The following is a 23,984-nucleotide window of genomic DNA, read 5'->3' on the forward strand; positions in this document are numbered from 1 at the left end:
CGTTCTCAACGAGGAGAGCACGTGCCCCAGGACGCCTACGACTACGACGTCATCGTCGTCGGATCCGGCTTCGGCGGTTCGGTGACCGCCCTGCGCCTGACGGAAAAGGGCTACACCGTAGGCGTCCTGGAGGCCGGCCGCCGCTTCACCCGCGAAACCCTCCCCAGGAACTCCTGGGACCTGAAGAACTACCTGTGGGCGCCCAAGCTCAACATGTACGGCATCCAGCGCATCCACCTGCTGGGCAACGTCATGGTCCTGGCGGGCGCAGGCGTCGGCGGTGGCTCCCTCAACTACGCCAACACCCTCTACGTACCGCCGAAGCCGTTCTTCGAGGACGCGCAGTGGCGGGACATCACCGACTGGCAGGAGGAGCTGGCGCCGTACTACGACCAGGCGCGGCGCATGCTCGGCGTACGCCTCAACCCGACGATGACCCCGTCCGACGTCCACCTCAAGGCGGCCGCCGAGCGGATGGGCGTGGGCGACAGCTTCCACATGGCGCCGGTCGGCGTGTTCTTCGGGGACGGTGAGGACGCGGACGGCGCCACAAAGGCCAAACCCGGTGAGCAGGTGGACGACCCCTACTTCGGCGGCGCGGGACCGGCCCGCAAGGCCTGCAACGAGTGCGGCGAGTGCATGACCGGCTGCCGGCACGGCGCGAAGAACACCCTCAACGAGAACTACCTGTACCTCGCCGAGAAGGCGGGCGCGGTCGTGCACCCGCTGACGACGGTCGTCTCGGTCACGGACGACTCGCGGGGCGGCTACGCGATAGCCACCCTGCCGACCGACGCGCGCCGCAAGGCGAAGGGCCGGACCTTCAGGGCCCGCCGGATGGTCCTCGCGGCCGGCACCTACGGCACGCAGACCCTGCTGCACCGGATGAAGGCGGGCGGCCAACTGCCGTACCTGTCCGAGAAGCTGGGCGAGCTGACCCGTACCAACTCCGAGGCGCTGGTCGGCGCGCAGACCAGCGACCGCCGCTACCGCAAGGTGACGGGCGAGCGGAAGGTCGACTTCACGCGCGGGGTGGCCATCACCTCGTCCATCCACCCGGACGAGAACACCCACATCGAGCCGGTCCGCTACGGCAAGGGCTCCAACTCGATGGGCGGCCTGTCGATCCTCCAGGTCCCGTACGCCGAGGGCTCCTCCCGGGTCCTGGCCTGGCTGCGGAACGCGGCCCGCCACCCCGGCCTGGTGCTGCGTTCCCTCTCCAACCGCCGCTGGTCGGAGAAGACCATCATCGGCCTGGTGATGCAGTCGCTGGACAACTCCCTGACGACGTACCTGAAACCGGACGGCGTGGGGAAGGGCCTGCTCACGGCCCGCCAGGGTCACGGCTCCCCGAACCCCAAGCAGATCAGGGCCGCCTCGGAGGGCGCGTCGGCGATCGCCGCCGAGATCAACGGCTTCGCCGGCTCCAACGTGGGCGAACTGATGGGCACCCCGCTCACCGCGCACTTCCTCGGCGGCTGCCCGATCGGCGCCTCCCGCGACACCGGCGTCATCGACCCGTACCACCGCCTCTACGGCCACCCCGGCATCTCGGTCGTCGACGGCTCCGCGGTCTCCGCCAACCTGGGAGTGAACCCCTCGCTCACCATCACCGCCCAGGCCGAGCGCGCGATGTCGTACTGGCCCAACAAGGGCGAGGCGGACCCGCGTCCGGCGCAGGGCGAGACGTACGAACGCCTCAAGCCGGTCGAGCCCAAGTCCCCGGCGGTCCCGGCGGACGCCTTCGGCGCGCTGAAGCTGCCGTTCCTGGGGATACCGGCGGTGCCGCCGAAGAAGTAACGCCGAGCGGACCGCCGTACACAAAGAGAAGGACCTGCACCCCCCTCCGAGTGCAGGTCCTTCTCTGTTCTTGTGATGAGCCTCGCTGGGCCCTGTGGGGCGGTTACGCCTCGACGCCGGCCTTCCGGCGGCGCACCACGAACACCGCGCCCGCACCGGCGACGACCGCGACGCCGCCCAGGAGGCCGATCATCGGCAGCGTGGAGCTGGAACCGGTCTCGGCGAGGGTGCCGGTGGCGGAGACCTCGTTGACGTCCGTGAGGTCCGTCTTGCCACCCTGCGGCTTGGCGTCGTTCGGGTCACCGGCGTCGGAGCCGGCGGCGAGGATGTCGAAGACGTAGACCCAGCCGTTCGGGTCGTCGGCGACCCAGCAGCCCTCGTCGTCCGCGTACTCGGCGAGACCGCCGGTCAGGCCGAGCGAGTCCGGCACCTTGCCGCTGACACTGAGCCGCAGCTTGTACGAGATCGACTGGCCCGCGCCGAGCGAGAACGAGGGGAACGTGCCGCCCTCGCCCGCGGCGTCCGCGATCGTGTCCCAGGAACCGGTGGACTTGTTGAAGACCTGGACCTTGATCTCGCCGGAGTAGTCCGCCGCGTCGTCCCAGCCGAACGCGGCGACGCCGATGAGCGGCTTGATGTCCTTGATCTCGTCGTCACCGCGGTTGGACACGTTGAACGCGAAGCCGGTCCACCCGCTGCCGGCGACGATCGTCTCGGGCAGCCCGGACAGGCCGCTGCGGACGTCCTCGCTGAGCTCGGCGGTGCTGTTGCCGTCCTCGTCGACACAGAGCGCCGGGTCCTCGGGCGCGCTGGCGCTGGCGCTCGGCGAGGGGGAGGCGGCCGGGGAGCTCTCGCTGCCGGCCGGGGTGCTCGTGTCCGCGGCGGGGGAGCTGGTGTCCGCGGCCGGGCTGCTGGTGTCGGCGGCCGGGCTGCTGGTGTCCGCGGCGGGGGAGCTGGTGTCCGTGGCCGGGCTGCTGGTGTCGGCAGCGGGGCTGCTGGTGTCCGTGGCCGGGCTGCTCGTCGTCGTGCCCGGGGTCTCGCCGTCCGTCGCGAACGCGGTGGGGGCGGAGAGCAGGGCGAGCGGGGCTATGACGGCCGTCGCGGCCGCTGCGGCCATGGCGCGGCGAAGCTTCATGAAGACCTCGAAAATCCGGTGTGCCGCGGGCGGCAACACGCTTGGGAGGCCTCCGCGTGTGGGGCGCGGGTGTGGCCCTTGGTTCGCATGGTGTGATCCGCGAAGCCTGTGAATGGTTGCCCTCACCCTCACAGGATTTTTATGTGACCTGGATCACCGGACGGGCGGAATCGGAGCTGACGTACGCTCAGCTGCTCGGAATTCCACTCGCAGAAAGGCGTCCGGCACCGTGGCCGACAGATCGTCCGAAGAGCCGAGATCCGGTTCGGGTGAGGGGGGCGACTCCAATGACGCCTCCACCCACTCCTCCTCCGTACCCGACGAGGTGTGGGAGAAGTTCGTCCAGGACAGCGAACGCGGCATACGTGCCGAGGCCCCGAAGGAGCCGTCCGCCCGCGCCCGCATGGTGACCGAGCGGCTGCGGCAGCAGGAGGCGCGGGGTGAGCTGCCCGAGGGCTGGCGCACGGGTCCGGCCTGGCAGGAGACGAACGGTCGTACCATCCGGCGCCGCCGGCTGTGGGCGGTCATCGGCATACCCGTCGCCGTCGCGGTGGCCGTCGTGGCGATGAAGCCGTCCCTGCTCCCGGGCGACCCCTTCGGCACGGGGACACCGGACACCGCCGCCGCTTCACCCCTGGGCGAGGAGACCGCGGCCCCGACCGCACCCCCGGCCGCCGCGGACGCCGAAATCCCCACTCTGGACGAGCCGTTCGCCGGTTCCCCGGCCCTGGAGTGGGCCGACGGGGCCGCCGGCATCGTCCTGCCGGAGGCGAAGGCCGTCGGCGGGATGTCGAAGGACCGGGTCGGGACAGCGCTCCGGCTGACCAAGAAACTGCTGGTCGGAGCCAACCTGGACCCGAAGACCGTACGTGGCGAACGCCCCGACGCCGCCCTCGCGGTCCTCGACCCCAAGCAGCCGGAGTTCGTCGACGACCTGAACCGGTCCCTGCGCGCGCCCGACCAGGAGCACGACCCGCTGGACCTGCTCACCCGCTTCGACCCCGCCGAGGTACGACTCGTCGGCGACGTGATCAAGACGCGCGGCCGGATGACGTTCGAGAAGGGCGACCAGGACGGGGTGGCTGTGCGCGCCGACTACACCTTCGTCTACCCGGTCGTCCGCACCGACGGTTCCACCGAGGTCACCCGCACCATCGTGCGCCGCGTCCTCGAAGTCGAGCTCCTCGACCCCACCCGCTATGTGTCCACCCCCGACCGCCTGAACGTCCTGCGCTACGACCGGGACGTCGGCAACACGGCCTGCGAGATCCACGACGGCTATCTGCACCCGCAGTTCTCCTCGGACGCCGTCTCGGACGACCCGTCGAACGGGCCGCTGGTGGACCCGTACGACCGCAGCCGCGAAATCGGGGCCGGCGGGGGGTGCGGGACGGTGTCCCGCACCTGACACCGGGCGCCGACGGCGGTCCGCTCGACGGCGGTCCGCTCGGCGCCGGGCATGCGAAGGGCCCCGCAGGCCGAAGCCGCGGGGCCCTTCTCTCGTCAGCACCGACGTCAGGGCAGCGTCGGTGCCTGGGGAGCGGCGCCGGGGGGTTGCGCCGCTTGCCTGTGTGCTCCGGGTCGGCGCCCCGGCGCATGCGGGGCGCACGGTTGGTCTCGACCTTTGGCAGTACGGCAGTGCACGTAATGCAGTTGTCTACGGGGGGACTTGGGGGCTTTTCAGGCATCGTGCTGGATGGATGCCGCCGCCGCAACCGTTTGACTCAGACTTGGACATTTTGACTCGGACATTTTGATGTGGACGTCCCGCCGGTCGGCTCCGGGCGTCCCCGGAGCCGACCGTTCTCTTGGGTGACCGGACCAGCTGTCCCCTGCCGTCCGGTCACTTGTCCGGAACGAGGTCCCACGACGCACAGCACGATCCGTACGTCTCATCGCTCCAGCGAGCCACGCGTGGTTCTTTCGGGCCCGCCCCTGGCTGGCACGGACACCACCACCAACGAAGGGCTTCGCGTCCCGGTCACGCGCCGTACGGGTGAGAGGTGGCCCGAACTCAGATACGACCCCGGCACAGTTCGAGGAGCGTCATCGCGAGGGACGTACCGGGCTTTCCCAGCGCGTCCCTGTAGTGGCTGAGGACGTCCATCTCGCGGGAGAGGTTCACGCGCCGGCCGCCGGAGGAGATCCGCGCCTCCTGGATGACGGCGGACACGGCCATCCGTTCCTGGATCAGACCGATGATCCGGTCGTCCAGCGCGTCGATGCGCTCACGCGCGCCGGAGATCACATCGGCGGCCTCGGGGGTACGGGCGCCGGTCACGTCGGTGGCGGTCATGTCGGGGCTCCTCATTCGGTGGGATGGCGTGGGGACGGGTCGAGGTGCCCCGGAGCGACAGGACCCGGGAAACGACAGGCGCCCCGGGCCTTGTCGGCCCGGGGCGCCTGGGAAGTCGCTTGTCAGTAGCTCAAGCAGCACGACCATGGCAGCCGGCGGGCCGGGTGCCATAGGTAAAGAGGAAGGTCGGGTGCGTGAGCATGGGCCCAGTATGCCACGGCTTCTTTTCCTCTGACCGAGGTCCCACGTCCACCCCGTTAGAATCGGTAACCACAGACCCCGCCCGACCGCCGGAAGGCACCCCGTGTCATCAGCGACCCCCGCTGCCACCGTCCCCGACACCGTCCTGGTCGTCGACTTCGGCGCGCAGTACGCCCAGCTCATCGCCCGTCGCGTCCGCGAGGCCCGGGTCTACAGCGAGATCGTGCCGAGCACCATGCCGGTGGCGGAGATGCTCGCCAAGAACCCGGCGGCGATCGTCCTCTCCGGCGGCCCCTCCTCGGTGTACGCCGACGAGGCCCCCCGCCTCGACCGCGAGATCTTCGAGGCCGGCGTCCCCGTCTTCGGCATGTGCTACGGCTTCCAGCTGATGGCGCAGACCCTCGGCGGCACCGTCGACAACACCGGCGCCCGCGAGTACGGCCGTACGGAGCTGCACGTCTCCAGGTCGTCCTCCACCCTCTTCGAGGGCACCCCGGACGAGCAGTCGGTGTGGATGTCGCACGGCGACGCCTGCTCCGCCGCCCCCGAGGGCTTCTCCGTCACGGCCTCCACGGACGTCGTCCCGGTCGCGGCCTTCGAGAACGACGAGAAGAAGCTGTACGGCGTCCAGTACCACCCCGAGGTCATGCACTCCACGCACGGCCAGCTGGTGCTGGAGCACTTCCTGTACCGGGGCGCCGGCCTGACTCCGAACTGGACCACGGGCAACGTGATCGAGGAGCAGGTCGCCGCCATCCGCGAGCAGGTCGGCGACCGGCGTGCCATCTGCGGTCTGTCCGGCGGCGTGGACTCCGCCGTCGCCGCCGCCCTCGTCCAGAAGGCCATCGGCTCCCAGCTGACCTGCGTGTACGTCGACCACGGCCTGATGCGCAGGGGCGAGACCGAGCAGGTCGAGAAGGACTTCGTGGCCGCGACCGGCGTCCAGCTGAAGGTCGTGGACGCGGAGGAGCGGTTCCTGTCCGCTCTGAAGGGAGTCTCCGACCCCGAGGAGAAGCGGAAGATCATCGGCCGGGAGTTCATCCGGGTCTTCGAGCAGGCGCAGGCGGAGATCATCGCCGACGAGGGTCCGGCGGTCGAGTTCCTCGTCCAGGGGACGCTCTACCCCGACGTGGTCGAGTCCGGTGGCGGTACGGGCACCGCCAACATCAAGTCCCACCACAACGTGGGCGGGCTGCCGGAGGACCTCGAGTTCCAGCTGATCGAGCCGCTGCGCAAGCTGTTCAAGGACGAGGTCCGGATGGTCGGCCAGGAGCTCGGCCTGCCCGACGAGATCGTCCAGCGCCAGCCGTTCCCCGGCCCCGGCCTGGGCATCCGCATCGTCGGCGAGGTCACCAAGGAGCGGCTCGACCTGCTCCGTGACGCCGACGCCATCGCCCGCGAGGAGCTCACCGCGGCCGGCCTCGACCGGGACATCTGGCAGTGCCCGGTGGTCCTGCTCGCGGACGTCCGCAGCGTCGGCGTCCAGGGCGACGGCCGTACCTACGGCCACCCGATCGTCCTGCGGCCCGTCTCCTCCGAGGACGCCATGACGGCCGACTGGTCGCGACTGCCGTACGACGTCCTCGCGAAGATCTCGACGCGGATCACGAACGAGGTCGCGGACGTCAACCGCGTCGTGCTCGATGTGACGAGCAAGCCGCCGGGCACCATCGAGTGGGAGTGAGTCTCCCGTTCTTGAAGGTCAGGTCCGCTTGAGCGTGCGCACCGGCGCTCCCGGCTTCCAGACCTGGACGACCAGGTACCTGTCGTCCTCGACGTAGGTCCGTACGACCTCCGTCAGCTCGGTGCGGAAGAGGTGGAGCGGCTCCGGCGGTTCCACCTCTTCGACGTACCTGGCCTTGGTTTCCGGATCGTCCACCTCGATCGCCCGTCCGCTGATCCGGACGTCGCCGCCGCCCATGCCGGTGCCGTCCCCGGGGTTCGCCTGAAGTGCGAACCGCGGGTCGCGGCGCAGGTCGAGCGCCTTGAGCGAATCCGGCATCATGCCCAGCCACAGCTCACCGTTCAGGAAACGCACCTCGAGGCCGGTGGTGCGCGGCGAACCGTCCTTGCGGAGGGTCGCGAGGATGTGGTGGGTATAGGCGCCGAAGCGTTCTTCGACGGTTTTCGCCAGGTCGGGTTCCGCGGAGGAGAAAGCTGCCCAGTTCATATCAGCCAGTCTTCCGCCGATACCCGACATCTTCTGTCGAGTATCGGCCGGGTGCGTCATCTTTACCCACCAGCGCTGTTCTCCTGCGCTGACCGACGGTAACTTCCGCCCCGTACACCCACCCAGTGCTGGAGGACGACACATGCACGGGACGCCCGAAGCCGGGCCCACTCCACCCCAGCCGCTCCCCACCGACCGGCTCCGGTTCGCCATGCCGCCGATGCACGAATCGGTCGACGACGAACGCCGGCACCGCAAGGAACGGCTCGCGGGCGCGCTGCGGATCTTCGGGCGGCTCGGCTTCGAGGACGGGGTCTCGGGGCACATCACCGCCCGTGATCCGGAGTACAGCGACTGTTTCTGGGTCAACCCGTTCGGAATGCCGTTCAAGCACGTCACGGTGAGTGACCTGGTCCTCGCCAACTCCGAGGGCCAGGTGATCGAGGGCCGCTACCACGTCAACCAGGCGGCCTTCACCGTGCACGTCCAGGTGCACGCCGCCCGCCCCGACGTCGTCGCGGTCGCCCACTGCCATTCGGTGCACGGCCGGGCCCTGTCGGCCCTGGGCGACTTCCTGGACCCGATCACGCAGGAGAGCTGCGCGTTCTACGAGGACCACGCTCTCTACGACGCCTACACCGGCGTCGCCGTCGACGCCGACGAGGGCCGGCGCATCGCCACCGCCCTCGGTACCCGCAAGGCGCTCGTGCTGCGCAACCACGGGCTGCTGACGGTCGGCGACTCGGTGGACGCGGCGGCCTGGTGGTTCCTGTCCCTGGAACGGTCCTGCCAGGTCCAGCTCGCCGCGAAGGCGGCCGGACGGCCTGTCCTGATCGACCACAAGGCGGCCGTGGCCACCCGGGAGCAGCTGGGCGGCGACCTGGTGGCGTGGATCAACTACCAGCCGATGTGGCAGGACATCAGCCGCAGCGAGCCCGATCTGCTGAGCTGACGCCTCAGAACCCTCCCGGAAACCTCTCAGAATCCTCGTAGGACGGCGGCCTTCGTCATCGCGAACTCCTCGTCCGTGAGCACCCCGTCCCGGTGCAGCTCGCCCAGCTCCCGCAGCCGCCTCAGGAGGACGTCGTGATGGTCGGCCTGGGGCGGTACGGCCGCCGTCAGCGGGCGCCGGGCGGCCTGCTCGCCGTTCTCGACGGCGACGCGGGTGGAGGGGTGCGGCAGGCGGGCCGTGACCGCGGTGGCGACGAGGGCCGTGAGCAGGTCGCGGCGGGCGCTGCCCCACAGGTCCAGGGCGTACGGGTCCTTCTCGGGCGGCAGCTTGGAGAAGGTCGTCTCGCGGGTCACGAAGCGCAGGAAGCCGTCCTCGTAACCGGAGTTGGGCAACCACTCGACCTGGACGAGATCGCCGAGGCCGATGATGCGGGGGCCGGTCGCCCGCTTGACCCGGTCCGAGGTGTCCGCCCAGTCGATCCGCACCCGGGTGCCGTCGAAGGAGACCGTGCCGTCCGAGGAGCGGACCGAGACCGGGACCGGCGGGCCGGGCAGGAGGTAGGCCTTGGTCGGCTCCGTGGGGATCTGGTCCAGGAGCAGCGAGCGGCGGATCTCCTCGGCCACGTACTCCGCGACTCCCGCCCGGTCCACCTCCACCAGCAGCCGGTACGGATCGGCCGGGTCGGGCAGGCGGCCGCCCGTCGCGTGCAGGAGCGGGTCGGCGCCCTCGCGCAGCCGCATACGCAGCCGGCCGCGCTTGCGTTCGGGCTCGAAGGCGACGCCCGAGATGGCCTCCAGGGGCACGGCGATCTCGCCGTACGTCTGCCGGAACAGCGGCACGGAGCGGTGGAGTCCCGGCGTGATCCTGACCGTGCTCCCGTCGAAGGCCCAGGTCCCGTCGCGCTGGATGATCTCGGCCATGGGGAAATTCTCGCAGCCGGGTCAACACGGCGAACCGGCCTTCCACCGCCCTGACCGGACCTGCCCCGCACGGGGCGTGTTGCGTAGGGCACAATTCGCTGTCATCGCACGTGAGTTGTGAGGCACAAAAAAGCGGGGAAGGCGGGCGTCGGGCGTGGCGGTGCAGGAGGCGAGACAGGGCGCGGACTCGGGCGCGCACGGGAGCACCCACGGAGGTGGCTGCACCTGCGGAGACTGTCCCCACGGGGCGCGGGCGGGACACCGTAGGGCGGTCGCCGAATTCCTGCTGAAGCGGGACGAGTTCGCGGCCGGGCAGGGGCTGCCGGCGGCGGTGGCCCACTCGGCCTCCGCCTCCCGCCAGTGGGTCTCGGAGGAACTGACCCAGTCCGCGGACCTCGTCGCCGAACGCGGCCGGGCCGAGGGCGAGGCCTGGCTGGCGCGACTGTGGCGCCGTACGGCGGTGGTGGTGTGGGCGCTGGTCGTCCTGCTCCTCCTCGTGCAGTCGCTCACGGCCATCGGCGCGGGCTGGACCTCCGCCCGCACCGCAGGACTGCTCGCCGCCCTGGTCGTGGCCGGCGCGCTGACGGCGGCCTCGTGGTTCCACCGGGCACGCGGCGGCGCGCTGGCGCCGCTGATCGGCGAGGACAACCGCCTGTCCACCTCCCGGGCGGTCGCGGTCGGCTGGGTGCTGTTCGTCGCCTACGCCGTGCTCGTGCTCGTGGGCCGCCTCGCGGCGGCGTCCGAGCAGACGGAGCGCGACGCGCTGCTCTCCGGGTTCGAACTCGCCCGGGCGGCGGGCGTGGTGACCGTCCTCGCCGTGGTGTGCGGGATCGCCGTCCTGGTACGGCGCGTGGTCGGGCTGCGGGTGCTGGGCCAGCGGCTGCAGAAGGTACGGGCCGACCGGCCGAGGGCGGCCGACCTGCTCACGGACGACGCGGGTCGGGGCACCTTCGCCGACACCCAGTACGTCGTCATCAGCACCGTCGCCCTCCTGTTCGCCGCCGTACGGCTGGCCCGGCGCCCCGACCAGCTGCCGGACCTGCCCTGGGGTCTCGCGGTGCTGGTCCTCGTGTCCGCCGCGACCTACGTCGCCGGGAAGTACGCCGAGGGCGGGCGGCCGGTGATCCTCTCCGTCGTGCGCGCCCGGGAGGCCGGCGACCTGGACGGGCCGATCCGCACCGGCGACGACATCGAGATCCGGGGCGCCGGCTTCGTGCCGCCGGGGGCGCAGGGCGCGGACCGGCTGTCCCGGATGGTCGTACGCATCGGCCCGGTCAACGTGCACGTCCCCCTGGTCCCGGTGACCGGCGGCTTCAGCAACCCCACGGATGCCGTACTGACCGTGCCGGTCCCGGCCGATGTGGAGCCGGGCCGGGTGGAGGTGCAGGTGGTGACGGCGGCGGGCGTCGAGACGAACCGGTACGCGATCGACGTCACGGACTGATCCGTGCGGGTGTGCCATCCGTGGTCCTTTCGGTGTCGGTGTCGGTGTCGGTGTCGGTGTCGCGAGCATGGCGGTGTCGTGGGCATGGCCGAAGCCGGTCAAGTCGGAGAAACTGGTCGCGACAGGGACGCAACCGGTCGCGTCGGGATTGAGCGGGGCCTCCCTGTCGTACGTATCGTCACCTGAGGGGTCAGGCACGGCGGGCGAGAGGCGGCTAGCAGCTATGACTCACGGCATTCGTACGGACATGCACTCCCCTTATGCGAACGGCGGCCCGGACTGGCGCGACACCGCCACCCGCTACGCACTCATTCCGCTCCGCGTCTTCCTCGGCGTCACCTTCATCTACGCCGGCCTGGACAAACTCACCGACAGCGCCTTCATGAGGGACTCCGGCTCCGGCTCGGTCGGCGACCTGATGCGCACCGTGCGCGACTCCTCGGCCATCCCGGAACTGGTCGACCTGTCCCTGAAGAACCCCGTGGGCTTCGGCTACGCCATCGCCTTCGGTGAACTCGCCGTCGGTATCGGCATCCTCATCGGGCTCCTCGCCCGGCTGGCCGCGGTCGGCGGCGCACTGATCTCGCTCAGCCTGTGGCTCACGGTGAGCTGGGCCAGCGACCCGTACTACTACGGCAACGACCTCGCCTACCTCATGGCCTGGATCCCCCTCGTCCTCGCCGGCGCCCCCGTCTACTCCCTGGACGCGGCCCTACGGGCACGGCGACGACGGCGGTTCGGGGACTACCGGTAGCCCCCCGTACGGCGCGTGGGGTCGTGAGGTACCGGTAGCCCCGGCAGGCGCGGGGCGCTGTTGCTGACGGGCGGGGCGGGGCGGGGCGGGGACGCGGGCGGGGCGCTTGCCGCGCGGCCCCCGTCAGCTCGGTTCCACCCGTTCCACCCGTTCCACCCGTTCCACCGGTTGCGGCCCGGCGGGCTTCGTACGGCCCACCGCGCGGCGTCTGCGTATGGCCCGGGTCAGGGCCCCGACCGCACCCGCCAGACAGAGGCCGCCGACGACGACCGGGATGACCACGAACCACGGGGTCTCCCAGGCGTCGCCCGCGTCACCGGCGTAGATGACGCCCGCGAGGATCAGGAAGGACCCGGCGACCAGCTTCCCCGGCTGGAACTCATGACGCAGCACGGCTCACCTCCGCCTGTCCGATGCCGACCCTGAGATCGAGGTCCAGCGTGCCGGTGCCTCCGGTCGTCGGTGCCAGGGTCAGTACCTTGTGCTTGCCCGGTGCCACGTCCACGTCCTTCTCGTCGTCGCCCGGCAACTGGATGTCGCCCACCCCCACGTCGATGCTCAGCTTCACGGTCACGTCCGCGGGCACGATGATCAGCAGCCGGCCCATGCCCACGTCCGCCTCGGTGGCCACCGTCTGCCCCTTCTTCAGGTCCAGCCGGCTCAGGTCCAGGGTGCCGACGCCGGTGCCGACGTTGTAGTTCTGCTGGACGCCCGCCACCGTGGCGGGCCGCCAGTCCCTGCGCTCCCAGTGGGTGTTGATGTCCGCAGGCAGGGCCGCCGACCCGGCGAGCAGCCCCGCCGTGACGATCGCCAGGAAGATCGACCCCGCGCCCGTGCGTCCCAGGAACGCGCTGACCGTTATCCCAAAGCCGAGGACGATGAGCGCGCAGGCCAGCCCGGTCTGCAGGCTGGTGCCGAGGGTGCGCTCCTCCCACGTCAGGCGGGTGCCGAGACCGCCCGCGAGCAGAGCGAGCAGGAACACCCACCCGCCGATCCAGCGGGGGCCGCGTGGCTTGGGCGGCGGGGTGTACGGCGTGCGTATGCTCTCGCGGCCGCGCCAGGAGGCGCCCAGGCCGATGTTGACCGCCGCCGAGATGTCCCGGACCCGGGAGTCCTCCGGGCCCCAGAGATAACCGGTGCCGCCCACATGTGTGCCGTCCTTGACGATGGGGTCGCGCCACCAGGACGGGTAGGCGATGGGGACCGGCGGTGCCTGGGCCTCCGGCGGGGCGTCGGCGACGGCCTGGGCGGCCAGTGGGTCGGTGTCGGGGGCGCCGCGGTGCCGCGACCAGTACCCGGCGCCCGCGAGGAGCAGGGAGAGGACGACGGCGAAGGCCAGCACCCCGCCGTTGTTCAGCAGCGTCAGGAACACCCCGCAGCCGACCAGCGCGAACAGCACGGCCGTCAGCGCCTGGCCGTCCACGCGGCCCGTCAGCAGCTTGCGCACCTCGTTCTCGTCCTCGTCGGCATACGGGACGAAGAGCCACGCGAAGCCGTAGAAGATGAGGCCTATGCCGCCGGTCGCGGACAGCACCGCGAGGGTGATCCGGAAGATCACCGGATCCATGTCGCACTGCCGCCCCAGCCCGGCACACACCCCGGCGAGCATCTTGTACTGCCGGTCGCGCCGGTACTTGTGGGGCAGCTCGGCCGCGCCCGCCTCCGCCGCGGCCGCCTCTCCTTCTCCCTCCGCGCCCGCCCGCACATGCGCGCGCGAGGCCGCGCCCGGGCCGGCCTGGGCGCCCGCGTGCGGCTCCGCCCCCGCGGCGGGCACGGCATCCTGCGGCCCGGCGCCCGGTCGGGGGCGCGGGCCGGAGCCGGGTCCCGGACCCGTCGCGGCGTGGTCGTGATCTGTCATGGCTCCATGGTGACTGCCGCGCCGCCGCCGCGGCAGTCGGAACGACCCTGGCCGGACCCTGATATCTGCCCTGAGCCGGCGCCGGGGAAGCGTTCGACGGACCCGCCCGTCGAAGATCAGGGGAGTCTTGGGGGACAACCCTGATGCCCGCGCCGTGCCGCCGTGTGAACATCGATGGCATGCCGGAAGCCGCAGCAGCGCCACTCGTCGAACCGCGGCCGCCGCGCAAGCTCTACCGCAGCAGTGACGGACGCTGGCTCGGTGGCGTGGCGCGGGGGCTCGCCGGACATCTCGGCCTGCCCGTGATCTGGGTGCGGCTCATGTTCGTCGGCCTGTTCCTGGCGGACGGCCTCGGCGCCCTGCTGTACGCCGCGTTCTGGTTCTTCGTTCCGCTCGGCGTCGGCGGCGTCGGCGGCCAGAAGCCCCCGTCCCTCGTCGCCACCGAGACCTCGGCGGACGGCCGCCGCAGACTCGTCACGCGCCGGCCGGACAAGGGCCAGATCGTGGCCCTGCTCCTCATGGTCGTCGTGGCCATGGTCTTCGTCGGCAATGTGAACCTCGGCAACGGCGCCAAGGCCTACCTCTGGCCGGTCGTCCTCGTCGGCGCGGGCGTCGCCCTCGTCTGGCGCCAGGCGGACAACGCCCGCCGGGCCCGCTGGGTCGAGGCCGGCCGCCGCCGGCGCACACTTACCCTGCTGCGTGCCGTGGCCGGCGTCCTGCTGGTCACCGCCGGTGTCTCCGGCATCTTCGTCCTCCAGGGCTCCGCCGCCCACCTCGGCTCGGTCCTGCAGGCGGCCCTCGCGGTCCTCGTCGGCATAACGCTCCTGGCCGGTCCCTACCTCGTGCGCATGACCCAGGACCTCTCCGAGGAGCGCCTGATGCGCATCCGTGCCCAGGAGCGCGCCGAAGTCGCCGCCCATGTCCACGACTCGGTGCTGCACACCCTCACCCTGATCCAGCGCAACGCGGAGAGCGCGGCCGAGGTGCGCCGCCTCGCCCGCGCCCAGGAGCGCGACCTGCGCACCTGGCTGTACAAGCCCGAGGGCACCGGCAAGGACGAGGCCGACGAGCCCACCACCCTCGCCGACGCGGTGCGGCGCAACGCCGCCGAGGTCGAGGACAAACACGGCGTCCCCATAGAGGTGGTCGTCGTCGGCGACTGCCCCCTCGACGAGAGAATCGGGCCACAGATGCAGGCCGCACGCGAAGCGATGGTGAACGCCGCCAAGTACGGTGGCGAGGGCGGCGCAGTCCAGGTCTTCGCCGAAGTCGAGGGAAAGACGGTCTTCGTGTCCGTCCGGGACCGCGGCCCCGGCTTCGACCTCGACTCGATACCCGCCGACCGCATGGGCGTCAGAGAATCGATCATCGGCCGCATGGAGCGCAACGGCGGCACGGCGCGACTGCGCGCGGTGCCGGACGGCGGCACGGAGGTCGAGCTGGAGATGGAGAGGGCGGAGAAGACGTCATGAGCGACCCGACCGAGGGAACCGGCACGGCGGAGACTTCCGGTGGTGAGGGCGGGCGCCACGTACGCGTGGTCCTCGTCGACGACCACCGCATGTTCCGTACGGGCGTCCAGGCCGAGATCGGCCAGACCGAGCAGACCGGCGTGGAGGTCGTCGGCGAGGCCGCGGACGTCGACCAGGCGGTCACCGTCATCACCGCGACCCGGCCCGAGGTGGTCCTCCTCGACGTCCACCTCCCGGGCGGCGGCGGCGTCGAAGTCCTGCGCCGCTGCGCCCCGTTGATGTCCGACGCCGAGCAGCCCGTCCGCTTCCTCGCGCTGTCCGTGTCGGACGCGGCGGAGGACGTGATCGGCGTGATCCGCGGCGGCGCGCGAGGCTACGTCACGAAGACGATCACAGGCGCCGACCTGATCAACTCCATCTTCCGAGTCCAGGAGGGCGACGCGGTCTTCTCCCCGAGACTCGCCGGTTTCGTCCTGGACGCCTTCGCGTCGACGGACGCGCCCCCGGTCGACGAGGACCTGGACCGCCTCACCCAGCGGGAGCGCGAGGTGCTGCGGCTGATTGCACGCGGGTACGCGTACAAGGAGATCGCCAAGCAGCTCTTCATCTCGGTGAAGACAGTGGAATCCCATGTCTCGGCGGTGCTGAGGAAGCTCCAGCTGTCGAACCGGCATGAGCTGACTCGGTGGGCGACGGCGCGGAGGCTGGTTTAGGCGGCGGCCCCTGAACCGGGAGCTCGAACCAGACCGTCTTTCCGATCCCGTGGGGCCGGGGTTCCGCACCCCAGATGGCCGCGAGCGCGGTCACCAGCGCGAGGCCCCGGCCGGACTCCTCGTCCAGGGACGCTTCCCGGGGCGTCGGCAGCGTGTCGTTCGCGTCCGTCACCGACTCGTCGTACCAAGACGGTGTACGGCTTTGTGATTCACGAGGCTGCGCTGCGCACAGAGGTGGGAGGGCGGGAAGTCATGCGGCAGCAATTGCTCAAGCTGCCGGACGTCGGTGCGCTGCGGAACGTCTCCATCCAGGTGCTGCCGTTCGGGAGGTGCATGCGGGTTGGCGCTCGACGGGCCGTTCGTCCTGCTGGAGGCCGTCGACCACGAACGCTTCGCCTATGTTGAGGGTCCGGAGACGAGTGTTCTCCATGCCGACGCCGACAAGGTCAGTGACCTGGCGCAGGTGCATGGCATGATCCGCATGCACGCTCTCGGAGTTGAGGAGTCGGCCGCATTCATCAGGAAGGTGGCGGAAGAGCTATGAGCGAACCGCTGGCATGGTTCAAGTCCAGTTACAGCGACTCCCAGGGCGGTGAATGCCTCGAAGTCGCCTACGCCTGGCGCAAGTCCAGCCACAGCGACGATCAAGGCGGCGCCTGCCTCGAAGTCGCCGCCTGCCCCCACACCATCCACGTCCGTGACTCGAAGCTCGGAGCTCGAAGCGCTCGCTTCGACGTCCCCGCCGACGCCTGGGCCGCCTTCGTCGCGTACGCATCCCGCGAGGCTTGAGCCCCGGGCTTCGGGGGCCGAGATCCGAGCCCCGTTTTCAAGGAATGGGCGGGAAGACTGAACCCACCCTCCCGCCCTCCCCGTGTGCCAACTGCCGCGCACACCTGCGCACATGACTTTTCGTGATCGGCTTGCGACACACCGTCGCGACCCTCTAGCGTTCGCGAGAACAAACAACCCCGGTCGGGTGCTACCAACACCCGCCGGGGTCTCACCCCAAGATCCAGAGGCGATCCTGTGGCTTACGAAAACTCTAACGCTGCCGTGCTCGCGCCCGCAGCCCATCCCATGGCCAAGCCCGGCTACGGCAAACGCTCCGCCCCGGACCAGCTGCCGCCCCGCCCCGGCGACTTCAAGCATCTCCCACCCCGCGAGGCGTACCTCGCGAGCTTCCTCGACCAGCTCTGCGAACACGCGGCCATGGACGCCAAGACCATCGCCAAGGCGCAGCCCCTCTACGGTCAGCAGGCCGTCCGCTCGGGGCTCAACGAACTCGGCCGGGCCGGGCACCTGCGGCGCGTACGGCGTCGTATCCCGCCTGCCGAGGGCGAGACCGGCACGCGGTGGGTCTTCCTCACCTACTGGTCCCGTACCGCACGTGACGACGAATGGTGGGCCTGCTTCCTCGAAGGTGACGTGACGTACGAGTCGCCTGCCGAAGCGGCACCTGTGGACGTACCCAAGGCCGTACCGTCGCCGCCCGTCGCGGACGCCCGGCCCTCCACCGCCTACGTCGTCCTCGCCCAACTCGGTCTCCAGGACCCGCGCTTGGCGCTGTCCTCCGCCGACTGCGCCTCCCTTGAGTCGCTGGCCGCCGACTGGCTGGCCCGGGGTGTGACTTCCGACCAGCTGTCCCGGATCCTCGTCGCCGGGCTGCCGGAACAGGTGCACTCGCCTCGGGCGTTCGTCAGGCGCAGGCTCGTCGACAAGATGCCGCCCGAGCTGCCCGCTGTCGCTCTGCCGAGCCGTGGGTCTCGCACCCTGATGGAGTGCACCGACTGCGGTGTACCCGGTCGTCCGGAAGCCCTGCCCGGCGGCCTCTGCCGGGCGTGCGACGGCCGGGAGGGGGGCGCGGGCCGGGAGCCGACCGGAATGCAGGCCGGGGCGGTGCGTGCCAGGGCGGCACAGGTGCGTGCCGCCATGCGTGCACCACAGCGCGCCTGAAGACGTCGACGTCTCACAACTCAGAGGCGGCGCCCCTTCGCCGCCCAGTGCATGTCTGTGGCGTACTGCGATAGGAGAGCCTCATATGCGTATGCGATACCCTCATATCATGGCGGTCAAGAAGCCCATCTCAGTGACCCTCGATCCCGATGTGCTCGAAGAGTTGCAGCGGCTCGTCGAAACGGGCGAGGCCCCGTCGCTCTCGGCGCTGGTCAACGAGACCATGCGAAGCCGCGTCGAGCGCCGACAGCGAGCCGAGCAGGCCCGGGAGTACATCGAGGAGAACCTGCTGCGCGGGCAGGCGTTGACGGACGAGGAACTCGTCGAAGCGCGCGGCATGCTGGCCGCGAACAAGGCTCGTACCAACGCTCGCCGCAAGGGCGCCGCCGCGTGAGCGACGGGGTCGTCCTCGATCACCATGGCCTGCTTGCCCTGGGGCGAGGGCATCGCGTGCTGTCCGGGTTCATCGTGGCGGCACACGAGGATCCGCTGTACTCGGTGACCGTTCCGGCACTCTGCCTGGCCGAGGCGACGAGGAGTCGCCCGGGCATCTCGGTCCACCTTGCCCAACTTCCCGCGGTGGAGGTGGCGTCGGTCGACCGGCTCGTCGCCGACACCATGGGGCGGATCGGCGCGACGTTCTTCCCCGGCCAGGGGTGGACGGCTCTGCATGCCGCGGTGGTGAGCATGACGACCGGTTGGGAGGTGGCCACGACGGAACCCGAGGAGTATCACGGGCTCGGGGTCCCGGTGTTGCCCGTGACGCGAGAGTGAGACAGCCTTCCGGCCGGCCGCCCCCTCACACCACCCGAGTAGCCCCCGCGAACGGCATCTCGCTGATCGGAGCGACCCGCACCGGCGCCGACGGGTTGGGCGCGTGGACCATCTGGCCGTTGCCGATGTACATGCCGACGTGGCTGATGGCGGAGTAGAAGAACACCAGGTCGCCGGGGAGCAGTTCGGAGCGGGAGACGCGAGTGCCGGTGTCGATCTGGGCGTAGGTGGTGCGGGGGAGGGAGATGCCGGCGGAGCGGTACGCGGCTTGCATGAGGCCCGAGCAGTCGAAGGCGTCCGGGCCGGTCGCGCCCCAGACGTAAGGGCTGCCGAGCTTGGAGTAGGCGTACGAGACGGCGGCCGCGGCGCGGGAGTTCGGGGCCTGAGCGGTGGCTGAGCCGGGGGCCGTCAGGCCGTCCCGGGCGGTCGTCGACGAGCGGGAGGCGCGGGCCGCGTTCCCCTCGCCGAGCCCTGCGCGCTGCTCCGTGGGCAGCTGGGACAGCAGCTGTCGGGCCGCGCCCAGCTTGCCGTTGATCGTCTTCTTGTGGCGTTTGAGCTCCGCCTGGCGGGACTGCAAAGAGGCGAGCTCGATGTGTGCGGCGCCGCGCAGCTGCTCGATCTCCCGGAGCTGTTCGCGGACGCGGGCCACGGACGAGGCCTGGCGGCTGCCGGCCCGTTCGGCGAACTCGGCGCCGTCCAGGTACTGGTCGGGGTCGTCGGAGAGGACGAGTTGCAGGGCGGGGTCGAGGCCGCCGTCGCGGTACTGGGCGGCGGCCATGGAACCCAGCGCGTCCCGGGCCGAGTTGAGGGTTTCCGTCCTGCGTGCCGCCTCGTCCCGCAGGTTGGACAGCCGCGACTCGGCGGCCTCCGCCTTCTCCTTCGCGCCGTTGTACTTCTCGGTGGCGACCTCCGCCTCCTGGTACAGCTTGTCCACCTTCGCCTTGACCTGCGCCGGCGTGAGCTGAGGCTCGGCGTGTCCGGTCCCGTCGAAGCCGGTCGCGGTCGCCGCGCCCGCGAGGGCGATCGTCGCCGCCGTCCGGGCCTTGGTGCCGCTGACCGAGCGTTGCCGGGGCTTGCGGTGCGCTGCCACGTGGACTGCACGTCCTTTCGTACGACTCGTACGACCGCCCTGTCCGTACGAACGCCAAGCGGAGCGGACGTACGGCCACCCGGGGGCGGTCACGCGTCCGGCGACGACCCGCACAGGGGGAGCGGACCGCCGCCGGACCTTCTCGGCGGTGGTGGCCGACTGCCGCCCCTGGTCCGGGCGGCGGTGGGGAGCCGGTCACCTGAGGGAGGACGCTAAGCCTGACCGTGACGGGGGGTAACGCGATGTGCGGAAGTTCTCCGAGCTGACCACCGGGTGACCGTATGTGACCGTGATCCGCGGTCGGCCCCGTCGACTTCACGCAGAGCGATGACCGATGTGCCGAATCCGGCCCAGTGAGGGCGGTCGGGTGCTATGGGTCGCATATATGCAAGATCTGCCGCGGCGAGGCGAGGTGGGGGAGGCGAGGCAGGCGTCGGGGTCGGGAGAGGTCGGGAGAGGTCGGGAGGGGCGGTTGGGACGGGGCGGTGTCGGAGGGTGCCCGGGGGTCTGATTAGGCTCCGGCCTCATGGACGTACTCATCCATCTCTTCGTCGGCCTGCACATCATCGGCATCGCCTCGCTGCTCGGCGGCTTCCTCACCCAGATGAAGGCGATGGGCCAGGGCACCGCCCGCTTCGTCCCGGCGATGCTGCACGGCGCGCTGACGATGCTGGTCACCGGCGTCATCCTGGTCGGCCTCAACCAGGCCGACGACCAGTCCGTCAACAACATCAAGATCGGCGTGAAGCTGGCCCTGCTGATCGTGATCCTGGGGCTCGTCTACGTCCAGCGGGACGAGGAGACGGTGGACAAGCGGCTGTTCGGGCTGGTCGGCGCGCTGACCACGGCGAACATCTTCATCGCGGTGCTGTGGACCTGAGGGACCAGAGGCCGGCCCGGGCCGAGGTCACGGCCTTCGCGGCGACGGCCTGAGTAGTTCCGCTCATGACGACCCGCGCTCCGAGCGGGGAAACTCTGCCCATGCCCTTCAGACGATCAGCCGCCATGGCCGCAGCCGCTTCCCTCATGGCGATCACCATGACCGCGTGCGGCAGCCAAAAGGGCGGGGCAGCCGATGAGGCCGGCTCCGCGCAGTCGGGCAGCCCGACGCCTTCCTACCCGCCTCCGCCGAAGTGCGCGCAGTCGACCGAGACACCCGCCGCGCTCCCTTCCTCACCCGTTCCGAGCACGTCGAGCACGTCGAGCCCGGACGGAGGCCGGCCGGACGGGCCCGTCGACGCGCCCCCCAACTACGCCGACAACCACGCCTACCGCATGCAGGCGTCCCTGAGCGCGGAGCAGCAGGCCAGTGGGCAGGCGTCGGCCGAGCTCATCCTCACGGAGCTGGCGAAGGTCCGGAAGGAAGGCGGCTCCGGGGAGTTCGGCCGCTTCAGTGACCAGCGCGTGGCGGCGGCACTGCGGCGGGTCGGCTGCGGCGAGGAGCATGGCGTCTTTGTCGGGAACGGGTACTACGCCGTCTACACGGGCGTCGTGTGCGTGTCCGGGCGGGTGACGAAGGACGAGCTGACCGGCGAGGTGCACGGCGTCTACGCCGAGCCCCAGCCGGGAGCGGGGCCCTGCGTCGAGAACCGGGGAGGTCACTGACCAGGGCCCGCGCCCGCGTCCGGGGCGGCGTCCGGTCAGGCCGGCCGCACCACGCTGTGGATCGACGACTCGCCGTCGTAGAAAATGGACTCCTCGCGGACGTACGCCCCCGGCTTCGGGGCGTGGATCATCATGCCGTTGCCGATGTAGAGGCCGACGTGGCTGATGTCGTCGTAGAAGAAGACCAGGTCACCGGGCTGGGCGGCGGAGACGGAGACCGTGGTGCCGGCCTTGACCTGGTCGTAGGTGACGCGCGGGATGTCGACGCCGGCGGCCTTCCAGGCGGCCTGGGTGAGGCCGGAGCAGTCGTAGGACTCGGGGCCGGTGGCGCCCCAGACGTACGGCTTGCCGATCTGGGCGCGGGCGAAGGCGAGCGCCTTCTCGGCCTTGGTGGCGTACGAGGCGTCCGTGGCGGTGGACGAGTCGGTGGCGGTGGACGAGTCGGTGGAGGAGGAAGAGCTCGACGAGCCGCTGCTCGTCTCCTGCTGAGCCGCCGCCTCCTCCCGGGCCTTCTGCTCCGCCGCCTGCTGCCGCGCCAGCTCGGCCGCCTTGGCCGCGGCCTCCTGCTGCTTCTTCCGCTCGATCGCCGCGAGCCGGGCCTTCTCCTCGGCCGTCAGCTGCGACAGCAGCGCGCGGGCGTCGGCGAGCTTCGTCTGCACCGTGGCCTTGGCGGTCTTGAGCTCGCCCTGTGACTTGGTGAGCGTCTGAAGGCTCTCGGTGGCCTCCTGGCGCTTCTTCATCGTCGCGGACTGCTCGGTGACGTAGTCGTCGACCGCGCCCTTCTGGCGGTTGGTCAGCCGGCCCATCAGCTGGTTCTGGTCGAAGTAGTCCTGCGGGGAGTCCGCGAGCAGGAAGGTCGCCGTGTCGGGGGCGGAGGCGCCGGTCCGGTACTGGGCGGCGGCGAAGGTACCGAGTTCCTCCCGCGCCTCATTGAGGCTCTGGGTGCGCTGCGCGACGTCGTCGAGGAGGGTGTCGACGCGCTTGCGCTGCTTCGCGGTCTTCTCCTGGGCCGCGTTGTACTTGTCGGTCGCCGACTCCGCCTGCCGGTACAGGTCGTCGACCTTCTTCTCGACCTCTTCGAGGCTCGGTTTGTCGTCGGCCGACGGGGCGGCGTTGGCCGTCTGGGACAGCAGGGCCACGGAGGTGAGGGCGGCCGTGGCAAGGGCCGGGGTCCGTATGCCTGCTACGCGCGTGCCCGAAGGGCGCGACTTGCGGTGCGACGCCAAGGGAGGCGACTCCTTCCACGTTCCGCCTACCGAGTTAGCTGTCGGGTTCGGGCGGGTGGTTAGGAAGGTTTGCCCTACGGCCCTTCCCTGAAAGGGAGTTCGGGCCGATTCACCCCAAGGTCGGTGGGTCCCCGGCTCCGGGCGCACGGCGGCGCGTCGGACTCGGCGGAGGCCGTGCGGCCCGGCGACGTTCGCCGGTGGGTGTCGTACGGCCTGTCCGGCACGGTAGCCAACTGGTGTGGCCCCTGTGAAGGTTGATGTTCGATATGCCCGATACATTTTCGTGACCTCTGGTCAGGGCGTCGCGTCCAGTGGTCAATCCGGAGTGATCTGCCACGACTTGTGCCTATTTTCGCCGGACTGATGACGTCCGCCCGCTTCGGGGCGCTAGCTTCCACCCAGCCGCGGTCCGGTGCCGTGGCTGGGGAAGAGGGGCACGGCCATGACGAAACGCAGGACACTCGTCGCCACGGGACTCGCGACAGGAGTCGCACTCGCCGCCACCGCGGGCGTCGCGCCCGCCAGTGCGGGCCAGGGAGGTCAGGCGGGCGGCAAACCGGTCGTCCGGGTGATCGCGACCGGCCTCGACAACCCGCGCCAGCTCTCCTACGACCACGGCCGGCTGTACGTCGCCGAGGCCGGCCGGGGCGGCAAGAAGTGCATCGGGGAGGGGCCCGAGGGCGAGACCTGCGTCGGCCTCACCTCCGCGCTCACCAAGGTCTACTGGGACGGGGGCGCGTGGAAGCACCACAGGGTGGTGAAGGGGCTGCCCTCGGGCGCCGCCCCGGACGGCGGCTTCGCGACCGGCCTCGACGGTGTCTCCGCCCTGCACGGCAAGGTCTGGGGCGTCGAGACGTACGCCCCGCCGGAGGCCGGAGTTCCGACGGCCCCGCCCTGGAACACCCTCGGCAAGCTGCTGGACCTCGAGCACGGCAAGGCGAGGATCGCCGCGGACATCTCGGCCGTCGAGTTCCGGCACAACCCGCACAAGGCGTCGCTGGAGTCCAACCCGTACGCCGTCCTCGTCCTCCCCGACGGCCGCAAGATCGTCGCGGACGCGGCCGGAAACGACCTGGTCGTCGTCTCGCCCGGCGGCAGGGCCCGCCCCTTCACGGTCTTCCCGGACCACGACGGCAACGAGTCCGTCCCCACCTCCCTCGCCCTCGGCCCCGACGGCACGCTCTACGTCGGCGAGCTGAACGGCGAGGCCGCCAAGCCCACCGCGCGGGTGTGGAAGGTCGATCCCCGGACCGGCAGGATCCTCGGCTGGAAGTCCGGCTTCGGCTCCATCGGAGGCATCGCCGTCAACGACAAGGGCGACCTGTACGTCAGCCAGCTCTTCGCCGGCCGGGTGACAAAGGTCTCGCACGGCAAACGTACGAGCGTGAAGGTGCCGTTCCCGGCGGGCGTGGCCGTCGACCCGTACGACGGCAAGGTCTACGTCTCGGCCTGGTCGATCGCGGACCGCGACGGCACGATGCTGGAGGGCAGGAAGACGCCGGGCGGCCAGCTCTGGAAGATCCTCGGCTTCTGAGCCCTTCCGGAGCCCATGCGGAGAACCCTTCGAACGGGGCGAAGTTCTTGGGGTGGCGGCGGGCTGTCAGTGGGGCGTCCTAGACTC

The 23,984-nt window shown here is 70.8% G+C and carries 25 protein-coding genes and 1 riboswitch; of the genes, 17 read left to right on the top strand and 8 right to left on the bottom strand.

What is annotated here, in order from left to right; all coding sequences use genetic code 11:
• Positions 1-21: 21 nt before the first annotated feature.
• Positions 22-1,800 carry a GMC oxidoreductase gene (locus QFZ76_RS31195; protein ID WP_307676811.1) on the top strand — a complete coding sequence of 593 codons (1,779 nt, stop codon included), beginning with the start codon at positions 22-24 and terminating at the stop codon, positions 1,798-1,800.
• A 103-nt stretch (positions 1,801-1,903) separates the two neighbouring features.
• Here the strand turns inward: QFZ76_RS31195 and QFZ76_RS31200 are convergent, their stop codons facing one another.
• Positions 1,904-2,935 (bottom strand): LAETG motif-containing sortase-dependent surface protein, encoded by a 1,032-nt coding sequence (locus QFZ76_RS31200; RefSeq protein WP_307676812.1) that lies wholly within the window; start codon positions 2,933-2,935, stop codon positions 1,904-1,906.
• A gap of 229 nt (positions 2,936-3,164) precedes the next feature.
• Between QFZ76_RS31200 and QFZ76_RS31205 the strand changes: the two genes are divergently transcribed.
• The gene (locus QFZ76_RS31205) at positions 3,165-4,343 is read left to right on the top strand and encodes a hypothetical protein (protein ID WP_307676813.1); all 1,179 of its coding nucleotides are present in this window, start codon (positions 3,165-3,167) and stop codon (positions 4,341-4,343) included.
• Positions 4,344-4,949: 606 nt separating this feature from the next.
• Here the strand turns inward: QFZ76_RS31205 and QFZ76_RS31210 are convergent.
• Positions 4,950-5,231, bottom strand: coding sequence for a chorismate mutase (locus QFZ76_RS31210; RefSeq protein ID WP_307676814.1), 282 nt, complete (start codon positions 5,229-5,231; stop codon positions 4,950-4,952).
• 304 nt (positions 5,232-5,535) lie between these two features.
• Here QFZ76_RS31210 and guaA point away from each other — a divergent pair, with 304 nt between their 5' ends.
• Positions 5,536-7,116: a glutamine-hydrolyzing GMP synthase gene (gene guaA, locus QFZ76_RS31215; protein WP_307676815.1), complete on the top strand. Its 1,581-nt coding sequence runs from the start codon at positions 5,536-5,538 to the stop codon at positions 7,114-7,116.
• An 18-nt stretch (positions 7,117-7,134) separates the two neighbouring features.
• Here guaA and QFZ76_RS31220 read toward each other — a convergent pair whose 3' ends face one another.
• A complete protein-coding gene (locus QFZ76_RS31220; protein ID WP_307676816.1) occupies positions 7,135-7,602 on the bottom strand; it encodes a pyridoxamine 5'-phosphate oxidase family protein in 468 nt (155 codons plus the stop codon).
• A gap of 142 nt (positions 7,603-7,744) precedes the next feature.
• Here QFZ76_RS31220 and QFZ76_RS31225 point away from each other — a divergent pair, with 142 nt between their 5' ends.
• The gene (locus QFZ76_RS31225) at positions 7,745-8,554 is read left to right on the top strand and encodes a class II aldolase/adducin family protein (RefSeq protein WP_307676817.1); all 810 of its coding nucleotides are present in this window, start codon (positions 7,745-7,747) and stop codon (positions 8,552-8,554) included.
• A 26-nt stretch (positions 8,555-8,580) separates the two neighbouring features.
• Here the strand turns inward: QFZ76_RS31225 and QFZ76_RS31230 are convergent, their stop codons facing one another.
• Positions 8,581-9,474 (bottom strand): DUF4429 domain-containing protein, encoded by an 894-nt coding sequence (locus tag QFZ76_RS31230; protein WP_307676818.1) that lies wholly within the window; start codon positions 9,472-9,474, stop codon positions 8,581-8,583.
• Positions 9,475-9,628: 154 nt separating this feature from the next.
• On the opposite strand from QFZ76_RS31230, the gene QFZ76_RS31235 reads away from it, so the two are divergent.
• Both QFZ76_RS31235 and QFZ76_RS31240 read left to right on the top strand, forming a co-directional pair.
• Positions 9,629-10,918, top strand: a complete 1,290-nt coding sequence (locus QFZ76_RS31235; RefSeq protein ID WP_307676819.1) for a hypothetical protein — start codon at positions 9,629-9,631, stop codon at positions 10,916-10,918.
• A gap of 223 nt (positions 10,919-11,141) precedes the next feature.
• Positions 11,142-11,672, top strand: a complete 531-nt coding sequence (locus QFZ76_RS31240; protein ID WP_307676820.1) for a DoxX family protein — start codon at positions 11,142-11,144, stop codon at positions 11,670-11,672.
• 123 nt (positions 11,673-11,795) lie between these two features.
• On the opposite strand, the gene QFZ76_RS31245 is transcribed toward QFZ76_RS31240, so the two are convergent.
• Both QFZ76_RS31245 and QFZ76_RS31250 read right to left on the bottom strand, forming a co-directional pair.
• A complete protein-coding gene (locus QFZ76_RS31245) occupies positions 11,796-12,065 on the bottom strand; it encodes a hypothetical protein (RefSeq protein ID WP_307676821.1) in 270 nt (89 codons plus the stop codon).
• The gene (locus tag QFZ76_RS31250) at positions 12,052-13,530 is read right to left on the bottom strand and encodes a PspC domain-containing protein (RefSeq protein WP_307676822.1); all 1,479 of its coding nucleotides are present in this window, start codon (positions 13,528-13,530) and stop codon (positions 12,052-12,054) included. The genes QFZ76_RS31245 and QFZ76_RS31250 overlap by 14 nt, the downstream gene beginning before the upstream one ends.
• A gap of 179 nt (positions 13,531-13,709) precedes the next feature.
• Between QFZ76_RS31250 and QFZ76_RS31255 the strand changes: the two genes are divergently transcribed.
• The 8 genes from QFZ76_RS31255 (at position 13,710) to QFZ76_RS31295 (ending at position 18,442) form a co-directional block, all read left to right on the top strand.
• Positions 13,710-15,002 (top strand): ATP-binding protein, encoded by a 1,293-nt coding sequence (locus tag QFZ76_RS31255; RefSeq protein ID WP_266434846.1) that lies wholly within the window; start codon positions 13,710-13,712, stop codon positions 15,000-15,002.
• Positions 14,999-15,715 carry a response regulator transcription factor gene (locus QFZ76_RS31260; RefSeq protein ID WP_307676823.1) on the top strand — a complete coding sequence of 239 codons (717 nt, stop codon included), beginning with the start codon at positions 14,999-15,001 and terminating at the stop codon, positions 15,713-15,715. Before QFZ76_RS31255 ends, QFZ76_RS31260 begins: the two co-directional genes overlap by 4 nt.
• Positions 15,716-15,949: 234 nt before the next feature.
• Complete coding sequence (locus tag QFZ76_RS31270; protein ID WP_307680179.1) at positions 15,950-16,120, top strand: Scr1 family TA system antitoxin-like transcriptional regulator; 171 nt, start codon at positions 15,950-15,952, stop codon at positions 16,118-16,120.
• Complete coding sequence (locus QFZ76_RS31275; protein WP_307676824.1) at positions 16,056-16,259, top strand: Scr1 family TA system antitoxin-like transcriptional regulator; 204 nt, start codon at positions 16,056-16,058, stop codon at positions 16,257-16,259. The genes QFZ76_RS31270 and QFZ76_RS31275 overlap by 65 nt, the downstream gene beginning before the upstream one ends.
• Positions 16,256-16,504, top strand: a complete 249-nt coding sequence (locus tag QFZ76_RS31280) for a DUF397 domain-containing protein (protein ID WP_307676825.1) — start codon at positions 16,256-16,258, stop codon at positions 16,502-16,504. Before QFZ76_RS31275 ends, QFZ76_RS31280 begins: the two co-directional genes overlap by 4 nt.
• Positions 16,505-16,768: 264 nt before the next feature.
• Complete coding sequence (locus QFZ76_RS31285; RefSeq protein WP_307676826.1) at positions 16,769-17,668, top strand: hypothetical protein; 900 nt, start codon at positions 16,769-16,771, stop codon at positions 17,666-17,668.
• Positions 17,669-17,777: 109 nt separating this feature from the next.
• A complete protein-coding gene (locus tag QFZ76_RS31290; protein WP_307676827.1) occupies positions 17,778-18,062 on the top strand; it encodes a ribbon-helix-helix protein, CopG family in 285 nt (94 codons plus the stop codon).
• On the top strand, positions 18,059-18,442 hold the full coding sequence (locus QFZ76_RS31295) for a hypothetical protein (protein ID WP_307676828.1): 384 nt from the start codon (positions 18,059-18,061) through the stop codon (positions 18,440-18,442). The genes QFZ76_RS31290 and QFZ76_RS31295 overlap by 4 nt, the downstream gene beginning before the upstream one ends.
• Positions 18,443-18,467: 25 nt before the next feature.
• On the opposite strand, the gene QFZ76_RS31300 is transcribed toward QFZ76_RS31295, so the two are convergent.
• Entirely contained in the window at positions 18,468-19,532 is a 1,065-nt protein-coding gene (locus QFZ76_RS31300) for a C40 family peptidase (RefSeq protein ID WP_307676829.1), read from the bottom strand.
• 526 nt (positions 19,533-20,058) lie between these two features.
• On the opposite strand from QFZ76_RS31300, the gene QFZ76_RS31305 reads away from it, so the two are divergent.
• Together QFZ76_RS31305 and QFZ76_RS31310 are read left to right on the top strand one after the other, a co-directional pair.
• Positions 20,059-20,412 carry a hypothetical protein gene (locus QFZ76_RS31305; protein WP_307676830.1) on the top strand — a complete coding sequence of 118 codons (354 nt, stop codon included), beginning with the start codon at positions 20,059-20,061 and terminating at the stop codon, positions 20,410-20,412.
• 125 nt (positions 20,413-20,537) lie between these two features.
• The gene (locus QFZ76_RS31310; RefSeq protein WP_307676831.1) at positions 20,538-21,137 is read left to right on the top strand and encodes a hypothetical protein; all 600 of its coding nucleotides are present in this window, start codon (positions 20,538-20,540) and stop codon (positions 21,135-21,137) included.
• Between the two features lie 35 nt (positions 21,138-21,172).
• Here the strand turns inward: QFZ76_RS31310 and QFZ76_RS31315 are convergent, their stop codons facing one another.
• The gene (locus tag QFZ76_RS31315; protein WP_307676832.1) at positions 21,173-22,363 is read right to left on the bottom strand and encodes a C40 family peptidase; all 1,191 of its coding nucleotides are present in this window, start codon (positions 22,361-22,363) and stop codon (positions 21,173-21,175) included.
• 7 nt (positions 22,364-22,370) lie between these two features.
• Positions 22,371-22,541, bottom strand: a riboswitch (cyclic di-AMP (ydaO/yuaA leader).
• Positions 22,542-22,805: 264 nt separating this feature from the next.
• On the opposite strand from QFZ76_RS31315, the gene QFZ76_RS31320 reads away from it, so the two are divergent.
• A complete protein-coding gene (locus tag QFZ76_RS31320) occupies positions 22,806-23,897 on the top strand; it encodes a ScyD/ScyE family protein (RefSeq protein WP_307676833.1) in 1,092 nt (363 codons plus the stop codon).
• The last annotated feature ends 87 nt before the right edge of the window (positions 23,898-23,984 follow it).

Source organism: Streptomyces sp. V4I2 (genome assembly GCF_030817655.1).
Taxonomy (GTDB): domain Bacteria; phylum Actinomycetota; class Actinomycetes; order Streptomycetales; family Streptomycetaceae; genus Streptomyces; species Streptomyces plumbiresistens.